General features: G+C 69.9%; 15 protein-coding genes. 4 read left to right on the forward strand and 11 right to left on the reverse strand.

Going from position 1 to position 18,655, the window contains the following annotated elements; all coding sequences use genetic code 11:
• Positions 1 to 263: 263 nt before the first annotated feature.
• Positions 264 to 1,238: a helix-turn-helix transcriptional regulator gene (locus ACWEFL_RS25940; protein ID WP_451716860.1), complete on the reverse strand. Its 975-nt coding sequence runs from the start codon at positions 1,236 to 1,238 to the stop codon at positions 264 to 266.
• 275 nt (positions 1,239 to 1,513) lie between these two features.
• Here ACWEFL_RS25940 and ACWEFL_RS25945 point away from each other — a divergent pair, with 275 nt between their 5' ends.
• On the forward strand, positions 1,514 to 2,986 hold the full coding sequence (locus ACWEFL_RS25945; RefSeq protein ID WP_451716966.1) for an MFS transporter: 1,473 nt from the start codon (positions 1,514 to 1,516) through the stop codon (positions 2,984 to 2,986).
• Positions 2,987 to 3,157: 171 nt separating this feature from the next.
• On the opposite strand, the gene ACWEFL_RS25950 is transcribed toward ACWEFL_RS25945, so the two are convergent.
• Positions 3,158 to 4,039, reverse strand: coding sequence for a DUF6227 family protein (locus ACWEFL_RS25950; protein ID WP_451716861.1), 882 nt, complete (start codon positions 4,037 to 4,039; stop codon positions 3,158 to 3,160).
• A gap of 142 nt (positions 4,040 to 4,181) precedes the next feature.
• Positions 4,182 to 5,252 carry a P1 family peptidase gene (locus tag ACWEFL_RS25955; protein ID WP_451716863.1) on the reverse strand — a complete coding sequence of 357 codons (1,071 nt, stop codon included), beginning with the start codon at positions 5,250 to 5,252 and terminating at the stop codon, positions 4,182 to 4,184.
• 181 nt (positions 5,253 to 5,433) lie between these two features.
• On the opposite strand from ACWEFL_RS25955, the gene ACWEFL_RS25960 reads away from it, so the two are divergent.
• On the forward strand, positions 5,434 to 5,643 hold the full coding sequence (locus tag ACWEFL_RS25960; RefSeq protein ID WP_451716865.1) for a hypothetical protein: 210 nt from the start codon (positions 5,434 to 5,436) through the stop codon (positions 5,641 to 5,643).
• Positions 5,644 to 5,836: 193 nt separating this feature from the next.
• Here the strand turns inward: ACWEFL_RS25960 and ACWEFL_RS25965 are convergent, their stop codons facing one another.
• The 7 genes from ACWEFL_RS25965 to ACWEFL_RS25995 form a co-directional block, all read right to left on the reverse strand.
• On the reverse strand, positions 5,837 to 6,343 hold the full coding sequence (locus ACWEFL_RS25965; protein WP_451716866.1) for a DUF6624 domain-containing protein: 507 nt from the start codon (positions 6,341 to 6,343) through the stop codon (positions 5,837 to 5,839).
• A 257-nt stretch (positions 6,344 to 6,600) separates the two neighbouring features.
• Positions 6,601 to 7,116 carry a large conductance mechanosensitive channel protein MscL gene (gene mscL / locus ACWEFL_RS25970; protein ID WP_451716867.1) on the reverse strand — a complete coding sequence of 172 codons (516 nt, stop codon included), beginning with the start codon at positions 7,114 to 7,116 and terminating at the stop codon, positions 6,601 to 6,603.
• Positions 7,117 to 7,254: 138 nt separating this feature from the next.
• Positions 7,255 to 7,752, reverse strand: coding sequence for a hypothetical protein (locus ACWEFL_RS25975; RefSeq protein WP_451716868.1), 498 nt, complete (start codon positions 7,750 to 7,752; stop codon positions 7,255 to 7,257).
• 456 nt (positions 7,753 to 8,208) lie between these two features.
• Positions 8,209 to 9,048 carry an S-methyl-5'-thioadenosine phosphorylase gene (locus ACWEFL_RS25980; RefSeq protein ID WP_451716869.1) on the reverse strand — a complete coding sequence of 280 codons (840 nt, stop codon included), beginning with the start codon at positions 9,046 to 9,048 and terminating at the stop codon, positions 8,209 to 8,211.
• Between the two features lie 175 nt (positions 9,049 to 9,223).
• A complete protein-coding gene (locus ACWEFL_RS25985; RefSeq protein WP_451716871.1) occupies positions 9,224 to 9,586 on the reverse strand; it encodes an FmdB family zinc ribbon protein in 363 nt (120 codons plus the stop codon).
• A 68-nt stretch (positions 9,587 to 9,654) separates the two neighbouring features.
• The gene (locus ACWEFL_RS25990) at positions 9,655 to 10,971 is read right to left on the reverse strand and encodes an MFS transporter (protein WP_451716872.1); all 1,317 of its coding nucleotides are present in this window, start codon (positions 10,969 to 10,971) and stop codon (positions 9,655 to 9,657) included.
• A gap of 526 nt (positions 10,972 to 11,497) precedes the next feature.
• The gene (locus ACWEFL_RS25995) at positions 11,498 to 12,940 is read right to left on the reverse strand and encodes a potassium/proton antiporter (RefSeq protein ID WP_451716874.1); all 1,443 of its coding nucleotides are present in this window, start codon (positions 12,938 to 12,940) and stop codon (positions 11,498 to 11,500) included.
• 300 nt (positions 12,941 to 13,240) lie between these two features.
• Between ACWEFL_RS25995 and ACWEFL_RS26000 the strand changes: the two genes are divergently transcribed.
• Positions 13,241 to 16,042, forward strand: a complete 2,802-nt coding sequence (locus ACWEFL_RS26000; RefSeq protein ID WP_451716875.1) for a penicillin acylase family protein — start codon at positions 13,241 to 13,243, stop codon at positions 16,040 to 16,042.
• A 111-nt stretch (positions 16,043 to 16,153) separates the two neighbouring features.
• Here ACWEFL_RS26000 and ACWEFL_RS26005 read toward each other — a convergent pair whose 3' ends face one another.
• On the reverse strand, positions 16,154 to 16,831 hold the full coding sequence (locus ACWEFL_RS26005) for a 5-formyltetrahydrofolate cyclo-ligase (RefSeq protein WP_451716877.1): 678 nt from the start codon (positions 16,829 to 16,831) through the stop codon (positions 16,154 to 16,156).
• Between the two features lie 336 nt (positions 16,832 to 17,167).
• On the opposite strand from ACWEFL_RS26005, the gene ACWEFL_RS26010 reads away from it, so the two are divergent.
• On the forward strand, positions 17,168 to 18,595 hold the full coding sequence (locus ACWEFL_RS26010; protein WP_451716878.1) for a molybdopterin molybdotransferase MoeA: 1,428 nt from the start codon (positions 17,168 to 17,170) through the stop codon (positions 18,593 to 18,595).
• The last annotated feature ends 60 nt before the right edge of the window (positions 18,596 to 18,655 follow it).

Below are 18,655 nucleotides of genomic sequence, written 5' to 3' on the forward strand. Positions count from 1 at the left end.
GCAGGGTCGTCCCCGCAGGGGATCGGCGGCAAGTTCGGGGTTCCTGACCAAGGTGCCTGTATGCCGCCGACCCCGAGGAGTCGAGCCCGGAGGACCCCCGGACCCGAACGGGACAAGCGCCCGCGCCCCTTGCGGCAGCAGGCAACCCGAACTGAACAAGGCCCCGCACCACCGCGCCCGCAGGCAACCCGCACCCAACAAGACCCCGCCCCCCCCGCGCGGCCAAGCGCCCCGCGCCCCGCGCCCCGCGCCCCCCTCACCCCTCACCCCCCACCCCCTCCCACCGACCGCGTCAACCTCGCCCCCAAGCCCCCCATGTACGACACCAGCGCCTCCGGCCCATGCACCGTAAACTCGCAGTCCACCAGGGCCAGTCGGAGGGCCAGCCACTCCAGGGAATCGAGGGAGCGGACCCGCAGCCGGCAGGTCGACTCGCCCGTCGGCACCGGCGGGCCCAGCGAACCGGGCAGCCTCGCCGCCACAAACATCGCAGGCGCGTCGAAGGCGACATCCAGTTCGTGCTCCGGCCTCCGCCTCGGCGACATCGTCGCGCCCAGAAGCTCCGCCGCACTCCCGGTCGGCAACTCCCTCGGAGCGAACCGCGCCCCCGTCGCGAACGGCTCCGACACCCGGTCCACCCGGAACGTCCGCCAGTCCTCCCGCGTCATGTCGTACGCCACGAGATACCACCGCCGCCCGGTCGACACCAGCCGGTACGGCTCCACCAGCCGCTTGCTCGGTGAACCGTCACCCGCCTCGTACCCGAAGCGCAGCCGCTCCCGCCCACTCGCCGCCCCCGCGATCGTGGTCAGTGTCTGTGGATCGATCGTCGCGCCGTCGCCCTGGGTCAGCGGAACAGTCGCGGCCTGGAGGGCGGTCACCCGGTGCCGGAGCCGGGACGGAAGGACCTGCTCCAGCTTGGCCAGGGCCCGTACGGACGCCTCCTCGATGCCCTCGATCGCGTGCCCCGCGCCCGCCCGCAGGCCGACCGCGATCGCGACGGCTTCCTCGTCGTCGAGGAGGAGAGGCGGCATCGCGGTGCCGGCGACGAGCCGGTACCCCCCGATCGCCCCCTTCGTCGCCTCGACGGGATACCCGAGATCCCGCAGCCGGTCGATGTCACGCCGAATGGTCCGCGAGCTCACCTGAAGGCGCTCGGCCAGCTCGCTCCCCGGCCACTCGCGCGGGGTCTGCAGCAGGGAGAGCAGATTCAGGAGTCGTGCCGGAGTGTCGGTCATGGTGCTCAGGATGCCCGTCAATTAGGACATGAGCTGACCTATACGGGCCCTACTTTCCTCGCATGACCTCACAGCCACCGGCACCCGATACCGACACCACAGAAACCCTGAGCACCACAGACCCTGTGAACATCACAGGCAACACAGGTAACACAGGCGCCACAGGCACTACGGGCTACACCCCTGGCCCCCCTGAGAATCCCGGCGCCTCCGGCGCCCCTGGCGCCCCCGTCGACATCGCGGACCGCCGCCGCTGGATCGCGCTCGCGGTCATCATGACCGCCGCCTTCATGGATCTGGTGGACGTCACCATCGTCAACATCGCGATCCCGAGCATCGAGCGCACGCTGGACGCGTCCTTCGGCTCGATCCAGTGGATCACCGCGGGCTACGCGCTCGCGTTCGCCGCCGGACTGATCACCGGCGGCAGGCTGGGCGACATCTACGGCCGCAGGCGACTCTTCCTGATCGGCATCACGAGCTTCACACTCGCCTCGGCGCTCTGCGGATTCGCGGCGAACCCGGAGATGCTGGTCGCCGCCCGTCTGTTCCAGGGCGCGGCCGCCGCCCTGATGGTGCCGCAGGTGCTGGCGATCGTCCACACGACGTTCCCGGCGCATGAACGGGGCAAGGTCTTCGGCCTGTTCGGCGCGATCGTCGGCCTGGGCGCGGTCTCCGGTCCGCTGCTCGGCGCGCTGCTGACCGAGTGGAACCTGTTCGGGCTCGAATGGCGGCCGATCTTCCTGATCAACCTTCCGGTGGGCATCGCGGGTCTGATCCTCGGCCGCAAGTTCATCAGCGAATCCCGCGCGCCGCAGGCGCTCCGGCTCGACCTGATCGGTGTCGTGCTCGTCACCACCGCGCTGCTGATGCTGATCTACCCGCTGACGCGCGGCCGCGAGCTGGACTGGCCGCTGTGGGGCTATGTGTGCATGGCGGGCAGCCTGGTCGTGTTCGGCGTGTTCGTGGCGTACGAGAAGCACAAGACGCGCAAGGACGGTTCGCCGCTCGTCGAACTCTCGCTGTTCCAGGTGAAGTCCTTCGCCGCCGGTATCGGCGTACAGCTGGTCTTCGGGGTGGTGCTCGGGGTGTTCTTCCTGGTCTGGACGCTGTACATGCAGATCGGTCTGGGCTGGAGCCCGCTGCGCGCGGGTCTGACGGGCGTCCCGTTCTCGATCGCGGTGTCGGTCGCGGCGGGGGTGTCCGTGCAGAAGCTGGTCCCGCTCTTCGGTCGGAAGGTACTCCAGGCAGGCGCGCTGATGATGGCGGCCGGTCTGCTGCTCTACATCTGGGAGGCCGGGCGGTACGGCACCGGGATCCAGCCGTGGCAGATGGCGCTGCCGCTCGTCGTGATGGGCGTCGGCATGGGCCTGATCGTGGCGCCGCTGACGGACGCGGTGCTGTCGGACGTACCGCGTGAGCACGCGGGTTCGGCGTCGGGGCTGATCAGCACGGTCCAGCAGATGGGTACGGCGCTGGGCCTGGCGCTGGTGTCGGTGGTCTTCTTCGGCTCGATCGACGAGGAACGCCTCGCGCCGAGCGGAGTGGGAAAGGCGTTCACGGACGCGTTCCAGAACTCGCTGTGGTGGGTGGCGGCGGTACTGGTGGTCATCTTCCTGGTGATGTTCGCGCTGCCGGCACGCCCGAAGCAGCACCTGGAGGGCGCGGGCGCGGACGGCGGCACGGATGGCGGCACGGAAGCGGAGCCCACGCCGACGGTGGAGAAGGAACCGGCGCTGACCCCCTGACCCGGTACGTCCGGCCTCGACCCGGTACGTCCGGTCCGGCGACGAGAACGCGACAAGAGAAAAGGCTCCGGGAGGAAACTCCCGGAGCCTCTTCCCGTAGGCCGACCGGCGGACGGAGGCACTGCTTCCGGTGACCCGCGAATCCGCCGGTGATCCGCGAACGTCCGAACGTCAGCGCACCTGCGCCCGAAGCTCCATCGCCCCTCGCGCCATGCGCTCCGTCTCGTACACCTCGCACATATGACGCCCGTCGGGGGTCGCCGTGTGCTCGACCTCCCACAGGCTGATCTCGACACCGTCGAGCAGCAGAAACGCGTGCTCGTACAGTGTGAAACCCGCGTCCTTGCCGGCCACCCTGCACTGCCGTCCGAAGGCTTGGGTGATGTGGTGCGCGAACGCGCTCCGCAGCAGTTCGGCGGTCTTCTCGCCGGGCCGGTCGGCATTCTCCGCGCGGCGCAGGACACGGCGGGCGTGGTCCGCCGAATTGTCCGGGACGTACATCCGGGGGAGGGGAGCCGGTGGCGCGGCCATCAGATCGGCGAGGAGTCCGAAGTCGGCGTCGAGATCGGCGTCCAGGCCACCGGAACCGGGACCAGGGCCGGACCCGCCCCGGCCGGGCTCGCCCGTACGGAACGAACGGTCCGCCGCCGACGGGGAGAACGGAGCGAACGGCGCGAACGGCGCGAACGCACCGTGCGGAGCGAACGAGGAACCTCCGCCGTCGGCGAAGCCGGGGAAGCCCGCCGGCAGCCGGGAGGCGGCGAGACGGACCTCCGACTCGTCGGCGTACACCTCGTGTTGTTCCACGCCGTCGGGTCCGGTGGTGTGCACCAGCTCCCACAGGACGACGGAACCGCCGTCGGCGAGCAGATAGGCGTGCCGGTATGTGGCGCGGTCCAGGGCCGCGCTATGGTGTGAGGAGTGCAGCGAACTCGCGTGAGCCAGCGCCGAGTCGAGTCTCTCGACCGTGACGTCCGGCAGATCGAAGGAGTTGAGCGCCCGACCCAGGAGTCGCTCGAGGTGCGTCTCGGTTGTCTCATACGGATCGTTCAAGGTGGGTCTCCAGGCCGTCGCCACAAGTAACTCGGTGATTGCTAAAAGTAGCCCCTGGTTCTCAGAGTGCGTCCAGCGTTCCGAAAAACGAAGGAACTCTTTGTGAAGTTCCCGGCACCCCTCAAAGGGCATGTCTCGTATGTCAGTTGATGTCGTACAACTCGCTGTACGAGGGGAAGGTCCCACCCGGTCCCTTCACCCCCCGGGCCGCCAGAACCGCGTTCACGATGGACCGGGTCACCACGTCCGCGCCCGCGGCCAGCACATTGTTGAGGGCGAGCGGGTCCGCGGGGTCCAGGGGGACGGCGCTCGTCGCGAGGGTGAAAACGGTGTCACCGTCGTTGAGGAGATGCACCGGCCGGACGGCGCGCGCGATGCCGTCGTGCGCCGTGCCCGCGAGCTTCTGCGCCTGGGCGCGGGTGAGATCGGCGTCGGTCGCGACGACGGCGAGGGTGGTGTTGAGCGGAGGCGGCCCGCTGGCCGCACGCGCCTCCTCCAGCCTCAGCAGCGCCGCCGCGTGGACGGCGGGGGCAGGGGGCTCCACGGGCCCGCCGGACGCATCCGCGCCGAAGAACCGCCCGTACAGCACGCCCGTCGCCGGATCGATCACCGAACCGACCGCGTTCGCCACGACCAGCGCGGCGACGGTGATGTTCCCGCCGTCGGCCCCGGCGCCCTCCAGGACCGTACTCGCGGTGCCCACACCGCCCTTGAGACTGCCGACGAGGGCGCCGATCCCCGCCCCGACGTCACCCGTCTCCACCGGAGCGCCGGACTCCGTGCCCGCCGCGTTCTCCACGGCGGCGCGGCCGGTGGAGGCGTCGGGACGGGCCTTCCAGTCACCGCCGCGTCCCAGATCGAAGACGCAGGCCGCGGGCACGACGGGCACGACCCGGCCGGGCGCGACGGGGACTCCGCGCCCCTGTTCTTCCAGCCAGGCCATGACCCCGCCCGCCGAATCGAGCCCGTAAGCGCTGCCGCCGGTCAGCACGACCGCTTCGACCCGCTGCACCAGATTCCGCGGGTCGAGCGCGTCGGTCTCCCGTGTGCCGGGCCCTCCGCCCCGTACATCGACCGCGGCGACGGCCCCGCCCCGAGGCGCGAGGACGACGGTGGTGCCGCTGAGCGCACGTTCGCCGGGCACGCGCGCGTGCCCCACGCGCAGTCCGGCCACATCCGTCAGAGCGTCGTTCCTGCTTGTCATGTCCCTCATGTCTCTTGCGTATCACGGGGCTCGGCGTTCGAATGCGGGCAGACGATTGATCACCCACCCGGCTCAGCGGATCGTACGAGCGGCTGGTTAAGCGGAGCGTATGCACCATGCATCCGCGACGGGCGGCCGGCCCGAGGACGCCGCACCCCGGGCTTCCCGCCTTCCGCCGTACCCTGGGGGTATGAGCACCGCCCCCACCCCCGGACCGCGCGATGCGAAGCATCCCCGGCAGCAGACTCGAAAGCCTCCGGGCCTCGTCTTCGACGATCCGCTGGACGAGCAGTCCTCGGACGATACGGACCGCGGGTGGGGAGAGCGGCCTTCGACGAGCGGTGAAGGCGCGGACGACCTGACGCGCTTCCTCGACGAGAAGCCGCCGCACCACATCTGACCACTCCGCCGCAGCCCGGCCCTCGTGGCCGAGTCGGCGGTCCCCGGCCGCGCGGACCTCTCCGTCGCTCCACGGTCCCCGGCCGCGCGGACCTCTCCGTCGCCCCTGTCGCCGCGCCCGGGCCAGGGCCTTCCGGCGGATCACGCCTATGTCAGGTGAGCCTCCGGGCGCGATCCGCCGGATACGACTCCTGTCAGGCCATGGAGAACTTCGCGACGTACTCGTCGAAGGGCTCGATGCCGACTTCCGCACGCAGTTCGTCCACGCGCTCGGGCTCTTCGCACGGCCACGGAACCGGTGCTCCGTCCTTCACGCCGGCGATCTGAGTGCCGTAGATCTGCTTGCGGCCCTCGTTGACCAGCGTGCGGTCTTGTAGAAAGGCCAGGTCGCGTGGGTTGGCCGCGCCGGCCGAAACCGCCTGCCGCATCAGTTGGAGGGCGCGTCGCTGGACATGGAGCTGTCGGTCGGCGTGCTGGGCGATCAGCCACGCCGAGCGGGCGGCCTCCTCGCCGACGAGCCCTGCCGTCGGCCAGCCGTACTCGTCCATGATCTCGCTGAGTCGGTCGCCGTGCCGTGCGGTCAACCGGCGCCACGCCAGTTGCTCGGCGGGGTCATCGCTGTTCGCGTGGACTGATGACCGGTGATCGCTCGCAGCCATGGCCTTGAGTTCCTCCGCCAGCGAGGCAGCGTCGAGTGCCATTCTCAACTCCCAGGTCCAATCGACGGGTTGTTCCGTCGTCCCCAACCCTAGGGTGCATATCGGACCTAAAGATCATTCCGGGGAACGGTGACAGGCGCCGCCGTGGACGGCGACAATGGATCTACGCCCGGAGCCGGAGCCTGATCACCGCGACGGTCAGGGCGCCCCGGCAGACGCGGCCGGTGAAGCGACAGCCGGAGCGGCCGACCGCCCCACGGCCCCGCCGCCGCACGGACTGAAGCTCAGGCGACCGCGCCCTACGGGCGACCGGATCCCGTGCCCGCTACCGGCCCCTCCCCGGTTCCCGAACCGGTGCCGGCACCGCGGGACTGGGCTACGAGCGTGTCCCGGATCTCCTTCAGGACCTCCAGCTCCGACAGCTCGACGACCTCCTTTGTTCCTTCCTTCGCCGCGTCCCGCGCTGCCTTCCGTGCCAGGTACTTGGACATCGGCAGGACCATCAGGAAGTAGACGACGGCGGCGGTGATCAGGAAGCTGAGCGTCGCACCGAGGACGGACCCCCAAAGGATCTGGATGCCCTGAACCTGGCCGTTCACGACTTGGCACGTGCCCTTGACGCAGGAGCTGTAGGAGTCGAGGTCCTTGGTGCCGAACGCGCCGACCAGCGGGTTGATGACACCCTTCACCACAGAGTTCACGATCTGGGTGAACGCGGCGCCGATGACGACGGCCACCGCGAGGTCGATCACATTGCCGCGCATCAGGAAAGCCTTGAAGCCCTCCAGAACGCTGACTTTCTTCTCGGTCACCATTGAGCCTTTCTTCAAATGCACAGGACACGGAACCAAACCTTCCGCAACCTACGTCACGGTGGCATGCCCCTGTCCACTTTGAACCCGCGAACTGACGACCTGACAGTACGTCTGTACGAACCGACCGTGGCGCCGGACTCAGCACACCGTCACCGCCAGCCGGGATGTCGCGCCCGCACCGGCCAAGTCGGCGGCGGTGGCGCGCGGGACCGACAGGACCACCAGCGCGCCGTCCTCCCCGACGGTTTCGCGGAACTTCGGCACCTCGGTCACCCGCGCCCCTGTGGCCACCACCCGAGCATCCGGCGACCCATCCGCACCCGGCACCGCGGAGGAGCCGGGTGCCGCGATCACATCGACCCGGTCGCCCGGACGCAACAGCCGGACCGTCGCAGCGTCGGCGATACGCACCGGGGCGGAGACCAACTCGGCCGTGGACCGGCCCTCAGCCGCGGGCCGGGGCGCACGCTGTGGAGCAGCGACGGCCGACCCGGCGTCCGGACCGGCCGGACCGTCCGCACCACGAGCACCCGAAGCGGCGAGAGCCGCCGCCGTCAGGGCGAGCCCGGCGGCCACCGCCCGCCGTCGCCGCCGCAAGGCTCGCCGCAGCCGGTGCGCCCCGCCGCGCACCCGCACCGGGGCGAACAGAGGAACCCCCCTGGGCTCAGGCGCGGGCGAGGCCGAAAGGGCCGGCCAACCCGCCGAATCCACGCCCGACCAGACTTCCGCGGAAGCCGCTCCGGAGCCTCCGGCAGCCTCGGAACCGCCCGAAGTGCCGGAGCCGCCGGCGGCAGAAGCGGACGAGCCATGAGCCGCAGAAGCAGCAGACAAGGAGGAATCAGCGGAGGAAGGAGGTGAGGCAGCAGCAGAGGAAGGAGAGGCAGAGGAAGGAGAGGCAGAGGAAGCAGAGGAGAAAGAACGCGACATCGTCACGCACCGCCCGTCGTAGAGGAGTTGTCCCGGCCGTCACCGACCGCTCGCTCCTCACGATCCACCCTCCGCCGCGATCCCGCCGAAGCCTGTGGACAGCCGCCCGCTTGTGGAGAACTCCCTCACCCGACCGTGGGACCGGCACCCACGGCCCCCCTCAGCTCAGGGCAGCTCGAACCCGAGCTCCACCCCGTCATGGGCGTTCGCGCACAGGCAGCCCCGGTCACCGTTCGAGGGCAGCGCCCCGACCGCGTCGAAGAGCACGTCCCGGAGGTGCTCCACCTTCTCGCCGAAGACCCGCAGCACTTCCGCGTGCGAGACGCCGTCACCGGCCTCGACACCGGCGTCCAGATCGGTGACCAGGGCCAACGAGGTGTAGCAGAGTTCGATCTCACGGGCGAGGACGGCCTCCGGATGCCCGGTCATGCCCACGATCGCCCAGCCCGCGCCGGTGAACCACCGGGACTCGGCGCGGGTGGAGAAACGAGGGCCCTCTATGACCACCAGCGTTCCGCCGTCGACCGGCTCCCACGCCCGCCCGCGCGCCGCCTTCAGCGCTACGGCTCGCCCGGCCGGGCAGTACGGATCGGCGAAGGAGGTGTGCACGACGTTCGGAACCACGCCGTCCGCCCGTGCCACCCCGTCGAAGTATGTCTCAGCTCTCGTCTTCGTACGGTCGACGAGCTGATCCGGAACGACCAGCGTCCCCGGCCCGTACTCGGGACGCAGTCCGCCCACCGCGCAGGGGGCCAGCACCTGCCGTACTCCCAGGGAGCGCAGGGCCCAGAGATTGGCGCGGTAGTTGATGCGGTGCGGCGGGAGGTGGTGCCCGCGTCCGTGTCGTGGGAGGAAGGCGACCTTCCGGCCTGCCACCTCACCCAGGAAGAGAGAGTCGCTCGGGCTGCCGTAGGGGGTGTCCACCGCGACCTCGGTCACGTCCTCCAGGAAGGAGTACAAGCCCGAGCCGCCGATCACGCCGATCTCAGCGTTCGTATTCGCCATGCCGGTCACACTATCGACGCCGGAGAGGCATCGGACATGCCGAGGACCCCGCCGTACAGAACGCGCGGGGTCCATAGGACGAAAGGACCGGAACGAGCGGCGCTGTCGGCGGGAGCCGACAGCGAAGAGCCGACGGCAGAAGCGCCGACCGGCGGCGAACGCGGAAAGGTAAAGGTCAGGCGGCCGAGCTGCTGCTGGAACTCGCGGAGCTGCTGGAGCCGTTCGACGACGAACCAGAACCAGAACCAGAAGAGGAAGCAGAGGAAGACGACGAAGACGCAGCCTTCGCGTCGGAAGCCTTCTCCGACGACTTCTCGGAGGACTTCGACGAGCCCTGGGCGGGCGAGCTGCTCGACGACGAGCCCCGGCTGTCATTGCGGTAGAAGCCCGAGCCCTTGAAGACAATGCCTACCGCGGAGAACACCTTCTTGAGGCGTCCCTCGCAATTGGGGCATACGGTCAGGGCGTCGTCGGTGAATTTCTGCACCGCTTCGAGGCCCTCGCCGCATTCGGTGCACTGATACTGGTAGGTCGGCACTTGTCTTCCTCCTGGCACTCTTACTCAGTGAGTGCTAACGACGGTCCATAGTGACGTATTCCTGCGGATCAGTCCACCGTCACCCGCGGGCGGTGATCCATCCCACTCGCCCCACGTGCCGCTATGCGTCCCGGCGCCCATGGTGTGAGCCGGGACCGGAGGGCGAGCAGCGTGATCATGGCCAGTACGGTCCCCGCCAGTGGGACCACGAATCCGGCGCGTGCGCTGTACGAGTCGGCCAGCTGCCCGGCGACCGTCACGGCGGCCGCCTGCCCCAGCGCCACCGCGCCCGTCAGCCAGGTGAACGCCTCGGTGCGGGCGGAGGCGGGCACCAGGGATTCGACCAGGGTATAGCCGCTGATCAGGGGAGGAGCGACGCAGAGGCCCACCAGCAGCCCGAGGGCGGCGAGCAGGGCGACCGAATGAGCCGACCACAGCAGGGAGGCGGTCATGGTGAGCCCGGCGTAACCGATCACCATCCGCCGCCGTGGGCCGCTCTTCCAGGCGATCGCGCCGCACGCGACTCCGGCCAGCATGTTGCCCGCCGCGAAGACTCCGTACAGCAGTCCATTGACTCCGGGATTGCCGATTTCCTCGCTGAAGGCCGTCAGAGAGACCTGCATTCCGCCGAAGACCGAGCCGATGCCGAGGAACGCCACCACCAGAACGCGCAGGCCCGGCACAGCCAGGGCGGACGTCCGCGCTCCGGAGCCGTCGGAGCGCTTCGAGGAGCCGCCGGCCGCGGAACGGTTGCGTACGGCGGGCGGTTGTGTACGGCGCTGGGCGGCGAAGAGCAGCCCGCCGACCAGCGTGAGCCCGGCCTCGGCGATCAAACCTGCCGCAGGATGCACACCGGTGCAGAGGGCGGTCGCGAGCACCGGTCCGACGACGAAGGTCAGCTCGTCCGTCACGGACTCGAAGGCCGCCGCCGTCGGCATCAGCGGTGATCCGTCCAGCCTCGCGGCCCACCGGGCACGCACCATCGGGCCGATCTGCGGCACGGACGCACCGGTCGGCACGGCTGCGGCGAACAGCGCCCACAGGGGGGCGTGCGCCAGCGCGAGAGCCGTCAGGGCGGCTGCGGAAGCCGCGTGCAGCACGACGCCGGGCAGCAGGACGGCACGCTGCCCGAAACGGTCGGCGAGCTTGCCGCTCTGCGGTCCGAAGACCGCCATGGAGACACCGGTGGTGGCGGCGACCGCACCGGCGGTGCCGTAGGAACCGGTGGTGTGCTGAACGAGCAGGACGATGCTGATGGTCAGCATCGCGAACGGCTGCCGGGCGGCGAAGCCGGGGAGCAGGAAGGTCCAGGCGCCGGGTGTGCGCAGCAGCCGCCCGTATCCGGGTCGGCGCTCGGCCTTGTCGGTGGTGACCGCGGAAGCCACGGTCCGTGCCTTTCTGCCGCCTGGTGGCGCTCTCCCGGTAGTACGGGAGCGGCCGAGAGCTGTCCTCTTGGTGCGGGACTGCGGTAGATACCGGGGCCCACTGCGAGGACTCCGCGGCCGCCATACGGTCGCGCCAGCTCTGCGTCAGGCAGAGGTGGTCGATCAGTTCAGGTGCCCTCATGGTAACGGGTCGCCCCACCCCCCTCGGCGGACGCGCGGACGTACGCGCCATGGACGCACGATCCCCCGCACCCGCCTGGGCCCCGAGGATCCCGAATTTCGCGCCCCCGGCCAACCTCGGGGGCGGGCCGTCCTGCCGCCTCCGGTAGGGGGTGTGCAGGGTCGTCCCCGCAGGGGATCGGCGGCAAGTTCGGGGTTCCCGTACGAGACACCTGTACGCCGCCGACCCCGAGGAGTCGAGCCCGGAGGACCCCCGGACCCGCACCGAACAAGCCCCCGCACCCCTTGCGGCAGCAGGCAACCCGCACCGAACAAGCCCCCCGCGCGGCCAAGCGCCCCGCCCGCGCTAACTCGCCGTCCCCAGCCACCCCGCCAGCTTGCCGCCCTGCCCCACCGCCCGCAGTCGCCGCTCCGCCGCGTCCCGTACCGGATCCGTGGCGACCACCAGCAGTTCGTCGCCCCGCCGCAGCACCGTCGAGGGCAGGGGAACGAAGCTCGTCCCGTCCCGTACGACGAGGGTCACCGCGGCCCCGGCCGGAAGCCGCAGTTCCGCGACCTCCACCCCATGCATCCGGGACTCCTCCGGGATCCCGACCGAGAGGAGATGCCCACGCAGCCGCTCCAGCGGAGCGGACTCGATCCCGAGGTCGGAGGGGGCGCCCGGACCGAGCTTCAGGGCCTTCGCCAGCCAGGGGAGCGTTGGGCCCTGCAACAGGGTGTAGACGACGACCAGCACGAAGACGATGTTGAAGACGCGGGTACTGCCCTCGACCCCGGCCACCATGGGAATGGTGGCCAGAATGATGGGCACGGCTCCGCGCAGCCCGGCCCAGGACAACAGGATCTGCTCCCGTGCCGGGATCTTGAACGGCAGCAGGCTGATGAACACCTCCAGCGGACGCGCCACCATCGTCAGGACCAGACCGACGATCACCGCGGGCCAGATGTCGTCGCCCAGCTCATGCGGGGTCACCAGCAGACCGAGCACGACGAACATACCGATCTGGGCGATCCAGCCGAGCCCCTCGGCGAAGCCCCGGTTGGCGGGGGCGTGCGGAAGTTTGGAGTTCCCGAGGACCATCGAGGCCAGGTAGACGGCGAGGAATCCGCTGCCGTGCGCCATGGCGCCGGCCGCGTACGCGACCACCGCGATGGCCATCACGGCGATGGGATACAGACCCGAGGCGGGCAGTGCCACATGCCGGAGGCCGAACGCGCCGAGGAAGCCCACCGCGAGGCCGATGCCCGCGCCGATCGCCAGCTCCAGCGTGATCTTCCCGACGAGGACGTACCAGTCGTCGAACGGTCCGGCCGTCGAGAACGCGACGACGAGGATCACCACAGGAGCGTCGTTGAAGCCCGACTCGGCCTCCAGCACACCGGTCACCCGAGACGGCAGCGGCACTTTGCGCAGTACGGAGAAGACGGCGGCGGCGTCCGTCGACGACACCACCGCGCCGATGATGAGCGCCTGCCGCCACTCCAGACCGACGAGATAGTGCGCCCCGGCGGCGGTGATGCCCACGCTCACCGCGACGCCGACGGTCGACAGCACGATCGCCGCGGGCAACGCGGGTTTGATCTCCTGCCATTTGGTGCCCAGGCCGCCTTCAGCCAGAATCACCACAAGTGCCGCGTAACCTATTACTTGTGTCAATTCGGCGTTGTTGAACTTGACGTCGAAGATCCCGTCCTGCCCTATGGCGATCCCGATGCCGAGATACAGCAGCAGGCTGGGGAGCCCGCTGCGGGACGAGATGCGCACTGCCGCGACGGCGATCAGCAGCACCAGAGAGCAGATGAGCAGAAGTGCGTTGAGCTCGTGGACAGTCAGTGGCCGGTCCTTCCCCTTGCGCCTCTAGGTGCCGGATGGTGATTCCGGGCGGCGACACTTCGTTACCTTACCTAATCTTTAACGTTTTCTTGACGCTGGGGACCAATTGGATGGGGGATGCACCGGTGGCCCGTGCATGCTGTGCCAACCGGGTTCCGGCCAAGCGCTTTCGGATACCGCGTCGGGGGTGGTGGAGTGCTGCGCCTATGGTTGCTCCAGCACTCCAGGACCAAGACTGCGCCTCGAAGGACAGCGATGCCCGCCAACACAACCGCCTCTTCCCGCAAGAAGAAGAAGGGGCGACGTGCCCGTCTGCTCGTGATCGTCCTGGTGCTGGCAGTTCTCGCGGGCCTCGGATACGGCGCGTGGTGGAGTGTCAGCACGGTTCGAGCCTCGTTCCCGCAGACCACCGGAACGATCAAGATCGAAGGTCTGAAAGGCGACGTCGAGGTCAAGCGGGACGACTACGGCATCCCGCAGATCTACGCGGACACCGACGAGGACCTCTTCAGGGCGCAGGGCTTCGTCCAGGCGCAGGACCGCTTCTGGGAGATGGACGTACGCCGTCATATGACGGCCGGAAGGCTCTCGGAGATGTTCGGCTCCGGGCAGGTCGACACGGACGCCTTCCTCCGTACGCTCGGCTGGCGTCAGGTGGCGCAGGAGGAGTACGACAAGAAGCTGAGCGCCGAGACGAAGAAGTACCTCCAGGCGTATGCGGAGGGTGTCAACGCCTACCTCAAGGGCAAGGAGGGCAAGGACCTCTCCGTCGAGTACGCGGCTCTCGCCCTCACCAACGAGTACAAGCCGGAGCCGTGGACGCCGGTCGACTCGGTGGCCTGGCTCAAGGCGATGGCGTGGGACCTGCGCGGCAATATGCAGGAGGAGGTCGACCGCTCCCTGCTGACGAGCAGGCTGTCCGAGAAGCAGATCAAGGAGCTGTATCCGCCGTATCCGTACGACAGGAACAAGCCGATCGTCGAGAACGGCGCGGTCGACGAGTCCACCGGTGAATTCGACCCGGACGCCGAGCCTTCCGGACGCAACGGCGGAGGCAACTCCGGCGTCGGCAGCGACCTCGCCAACAGCAACAGCAACAGCGGCAGCAACGGCAGCGACGCCGCCGGGGCCGGAAGCAGCGCCTCGGACGCCGCCCAGGGCCTGAACTCCCAGCTCGCCGCCCTCTCCGAGACCCTGGACACGATCCCCGCCCTGCTCGGCCCCAACGGCAACGGCATCGGCTCGAACTCCTGGGTCGTCCACGGCAAGTACACGACAACAGACAAGCCCCTGCTGGCCAACGACCCGCACCTGGCCCCGCAGCTCCCCTCGCTCTGGTACCAGATGGGCCTGCGCTGCCGTACGGTCTCCAGCACCTGCCAGTTCGACACGGCGGGCTACACCTTCTCCGGTATGCCGGGCGTGATAATCGGCCACAACCAGGACATCGCCTGGGGCTTCACCAACCTCGGCGCGGATGTCACCGACCTCTATCTGGAGAAGCTTTCCGGTAACAGCTACCAGGTCGGCGGCGAGTCGAAGGAGCTGAAGACCCGCGAGGAGGTCATCAAGGTCGCGGGCGGGGCGAGCAAGACGATCACGGTCCGCTCCACCGACCATGGCCCGCTGGTCTCCGACCGCAGCAGCGAGCTGGAGAAGGTCGGCCAGAAGGCACGGGTCTCCGCCAACTCAGCTCCGGACCGCGCCACCGGTTACGCCGTATCCCTCCAGTGGACGGCGCTCCAGCCCGGGAAGTCGATGGACGCGGTGTTCGACCTCAACCGGGCGAAGGACTTCGCGTCCTTCCGCAAGGCGGCCAGGAACTTCGAGGTGCCCTCGCAGAACCTCGTCTACGCGGATGCCAAGGGCAACATCGGCTACCAGGCCCCCGGGAAGGTCCCGATCCGCGCCAAGGGCGACGGCTCGGTCCCGGCTCCCGGCTGGGACCCGAAGTACCGGTGGGAGGGGTACATCCCCTTCGACGAGATGCCGTACGAGGAGAACCCGGAGCGCGGCTACATCGTCACCGCCAACCAGGCCGTCATCTCCGAGAAGTACAAGTACTCGCTGACCTCCGACTATGGCTACGGGACCCGTAGCCAGCGGATCAACGACGTCATCGAGTCGAAGATCAAGGACGGCGGCAAGATCTCCACCGAGGACATGCGGACCATGCAGATGGACAACACCAGCGAGATCGCCAAGGAGCTGACGCCCCATCTGCTGAAGATCGACGTGTCGGATCCGTATGTCCGTGAGGCGCAGAAGCTGCTGGAGGGCTGGGACTACAGCCAGGAGCCCGACTCGGCCGCCGCCGCCTACTTCAACGGCGTCTGGCGCAACATCCTCAAGCTCGCCTTCGGGAACAAGCTGCCCAAGGAGCTGCGGGTCGAGGGAGAGTGCCTGAGCGTCCGCCCGGCGGACAGTACGGCCCCCGACGACGAGCTGAGCAGACGGATCATCGAGTGCGGCATGCGCGACGAGGACTCCGCGCAGCCGGACGGCGGCGACCGCTGGTTCGAGGTCGTACTCGGCATCCTCGACGACGAGGACAACCCCTGGTGGCAGTCCCCGGCCAGCCGCACGGACGCGCAGACGACCACGCGCGACCAGCTCTTCGCCCGTGCGATGGAGGACGCCCGCTGGGAGCTGACCGCCGAGATGGGCAAGGACGTCTCCAGCTGGAGCTGGGGCCGTCTGCACCAACTGACGCTGCGGAACCAGACGCTCGGCACGGAGGGACCCGGCTTCCTCCAGTACCTGCTCAACCGCGGCCCGTGGAACCTGGGCGGCGGCGAGGCCACGGTGAACGCGACCGGCTGGAACGCGGCGGCCGGCTACGAGGCCGTGTGGGTGCCGTCGATGCGGATGGTGGTCAACGTCGGCGACTGGGACCGGTCGCGCTGGATCAACCTCACCGGCGCGTCCGGGCACGCGTACAGCGCGCACTACACCGATCAGACGGACAAATGGGCCAAGGGGGAACTGCTGGACTGGTCCTTCAGCAGCGAGGCGGTCGAGGCGAACACGGTCGACACCCTCACCCTCACGCCCTGATGAGGCTCCCTCCTGAGACTCCTGAGAGTCCCGAGAGTCCCGAGAGTCCCGAGAGCCCCGAGAGCCCCGAGAGCCCCGGGGAGGGAGGCTCCCCGGAGGCCGGATGACCGGTCATCGGGCGGGAAAACGTGTGACGCCCTCGGGTGTGACCACCGCGTCGACGGGGTGGTCGTGCGGTTCCTCCGGAACGCGCGCGACCACCTCGTTCGCGTACAGCAGCACCACCAGTGGGGGAGGCGTGCTCCCTCTCCCGGCCGGTACGCCACCCCTGCCTCCGCCGTCGTTGGTACGGCTGCTGCCGCCTCCGCTGCCGTCGACACCTTCATCGCCGCTCGCCGACAGCCGCGCGAGTACGCGGTCGTACGAGCCGCCCCCGCGCCCCAGCCGCATTCCGCGGGCGTCCACGGCGAGCCCGGGAAGGAGTACGGCATCGGCCTGCCGCACGGCGTCGGGGCCGAGCCGGGGCCCGGCCGGTTCCAGCAGCCCGCGCCCGGCGCGTACAAGACGGTCCGGGCCTTCGTACGCACCCCAGTCCAGATCGTTGTCCGCCATGAGGACCGGCAGCAGGACGCGCACGCCCCGCTCGCGCAGCACGTCGAGCAGCGCGCGCGTCCCTGGTTCGCGCCCCACGGAGACATACGCGGCGACGGTGTCGGCCTCTGCCAGCTCGGGAAGGTCCAGTGCCCGCCGGGCGAGGACCGCGGCGGCCTCGCGGACCGCCTCGGGGGACAGCAGCGCGCGGGCGTCGAGGAGTTCGCGCCGCAGCGCCGTCTTCCGGGCCCTGTTCACCGCATGCTCCCTCGCCCCGAGCCCTCCGCCTCCATGACCCCCGCCTTCCCTTACTGTCTGATTCTGTCCGGCTCCGCACGGTCTTCCGGCCCCCTCCGGTGGCCCGTTCCGCTCCCGTCGGGCCGGTCCGTCGCTCATTGTGCGCCGCCGCCGATCAGACCCGCGAACCCGGCGTCGTCAGGGTGAGCCGGCCGTTTTCAGGGGCCGGCGGTACGACACTGGGGATCGTTGAGCCCATCTGCGGGCGATTGTCAGACTCGCGTGCGAACGTGAAGACATGGGACCGGAGTTCCGGGACCGGCTCCGCACCATCCGACCAAGGAGATGTAACACACCGTGAGCAGCAGCACGATCTGGTCGGTGGACGACCACTTGGCGGACATCCTCGCGGCGATCCGGCCCCTCGACCCGATCGAGTTGCAACTGCAGGACGCCCAGGGATGCGTCCTCGTCGAGGACGTCACCGTCCCCGTCGCCCTGCCTCCCTTCGCCAACAGCTCCATGGACGGGTACGCGGTCCGCGTCGCCGACGTCCTGGGCTCCACCGAGGAGTTCCCCGCGGTCCTCACGGTGATCGGCGACGTCGCGGCGGGCGGCGCGGGTGCGCTCACCGTGGGTCACGGCGAGGCCGCGCGGATCATGACCGGCGCGCCGTTGCCGCCGGGAGCGGAGGCGGTCGTCCCGGTCGAGTGGACCGACGGCGGCACCGGCGGGGGAGCGGTCACCGCCATGCTCCCCGCGGGCCGGAACCCCGAGGGCGCGAGCGGCGAGGTCCGCGTCCACCGCCCTGTCCGGGCGGGTGCGCATGTGCGTCCGCGCGGCAGCGACGTCCGGGCCGGGGATCTCGCCCTCGCGCGGGGCACGGTGCTCGGGCCGCCGCAGATCGGTCTGCTCGCCGCGATCGGCCGCGGTGTCGTGCGGGTCCGGCCGCGTCCGCGCGTGGTCGTCATGTCCACCGGGAGCGAGCTGGTCCAGCCCGGCGACGCCCTCGGCGAGGGGCAGATCTACGACTCCAACAGCTTCTCCCTGGCCGCCGCCGCGCGGGACGCCGGAGCGATCTCGTACCGGGTGGGCGCGGTCACGGACGACGCGGGGATTCTCCGCGCCACCATCGAGGACCAGCTGATCCGCGCCGACCTGCTGGTCACGACGGGGGGCGTCAGCGTCGGCGCGTACGACGTGGTGAGGGAAGCCCTCTCCACCGCGGGCGACGGGACCTCCGACCCCCTCGCCGGGGCCGGGGGCGGTTTCCGCGCCGACACGGCCGACGGCTCGACCGACCACACGGCGGACGGCTCGGCCGAGGGCTCGGCCGGTGGCTCCATCGGTGAGGACGACGTGCCGGCGGGCAGCGGCGTCGACTTCCGCAGTCTGGCCATGCAGCCCGGCAAGCCCCAGGGCTTCGGCACCATCGGCCCGGACCACACCCCCCTGCTGGCCCTGCCCGGGAACCCCGTCTCGTCGTACGTCTCCTTCGAACTGTTCGTCCGCCCGGTGATCCGGACCCTTATGGGCCTGGAGGACATCCACCGCCCGAAGGTGCGCGCGGTGCTCAAGGCCGACGCGGTGCTCGGTTCCCCCGCCGGCCGCCGCCAGTTCCTCCGGGGCGCGTACGACTCCGGCACGGGCACCGTCACTCCGGTGGGCGGTTCCGGCTCCCATCTGGTCGCGGCCCTCGCGCACGCGGACTGCCTGATCGTGGTCCCGGAGGCGGACACGTCGGTCGAACCCGGTAAGGAAGTGGAGGTGGTCCTCCTCAGGTGACCCGCGCGCCATGGAGGTACCGTGTCTGCGCACACAGGCCCTTCACGGGCCTTGCAGGCC

The organism is Streptomyces sp. NPDC004838, from assembly GCF_053600955.1.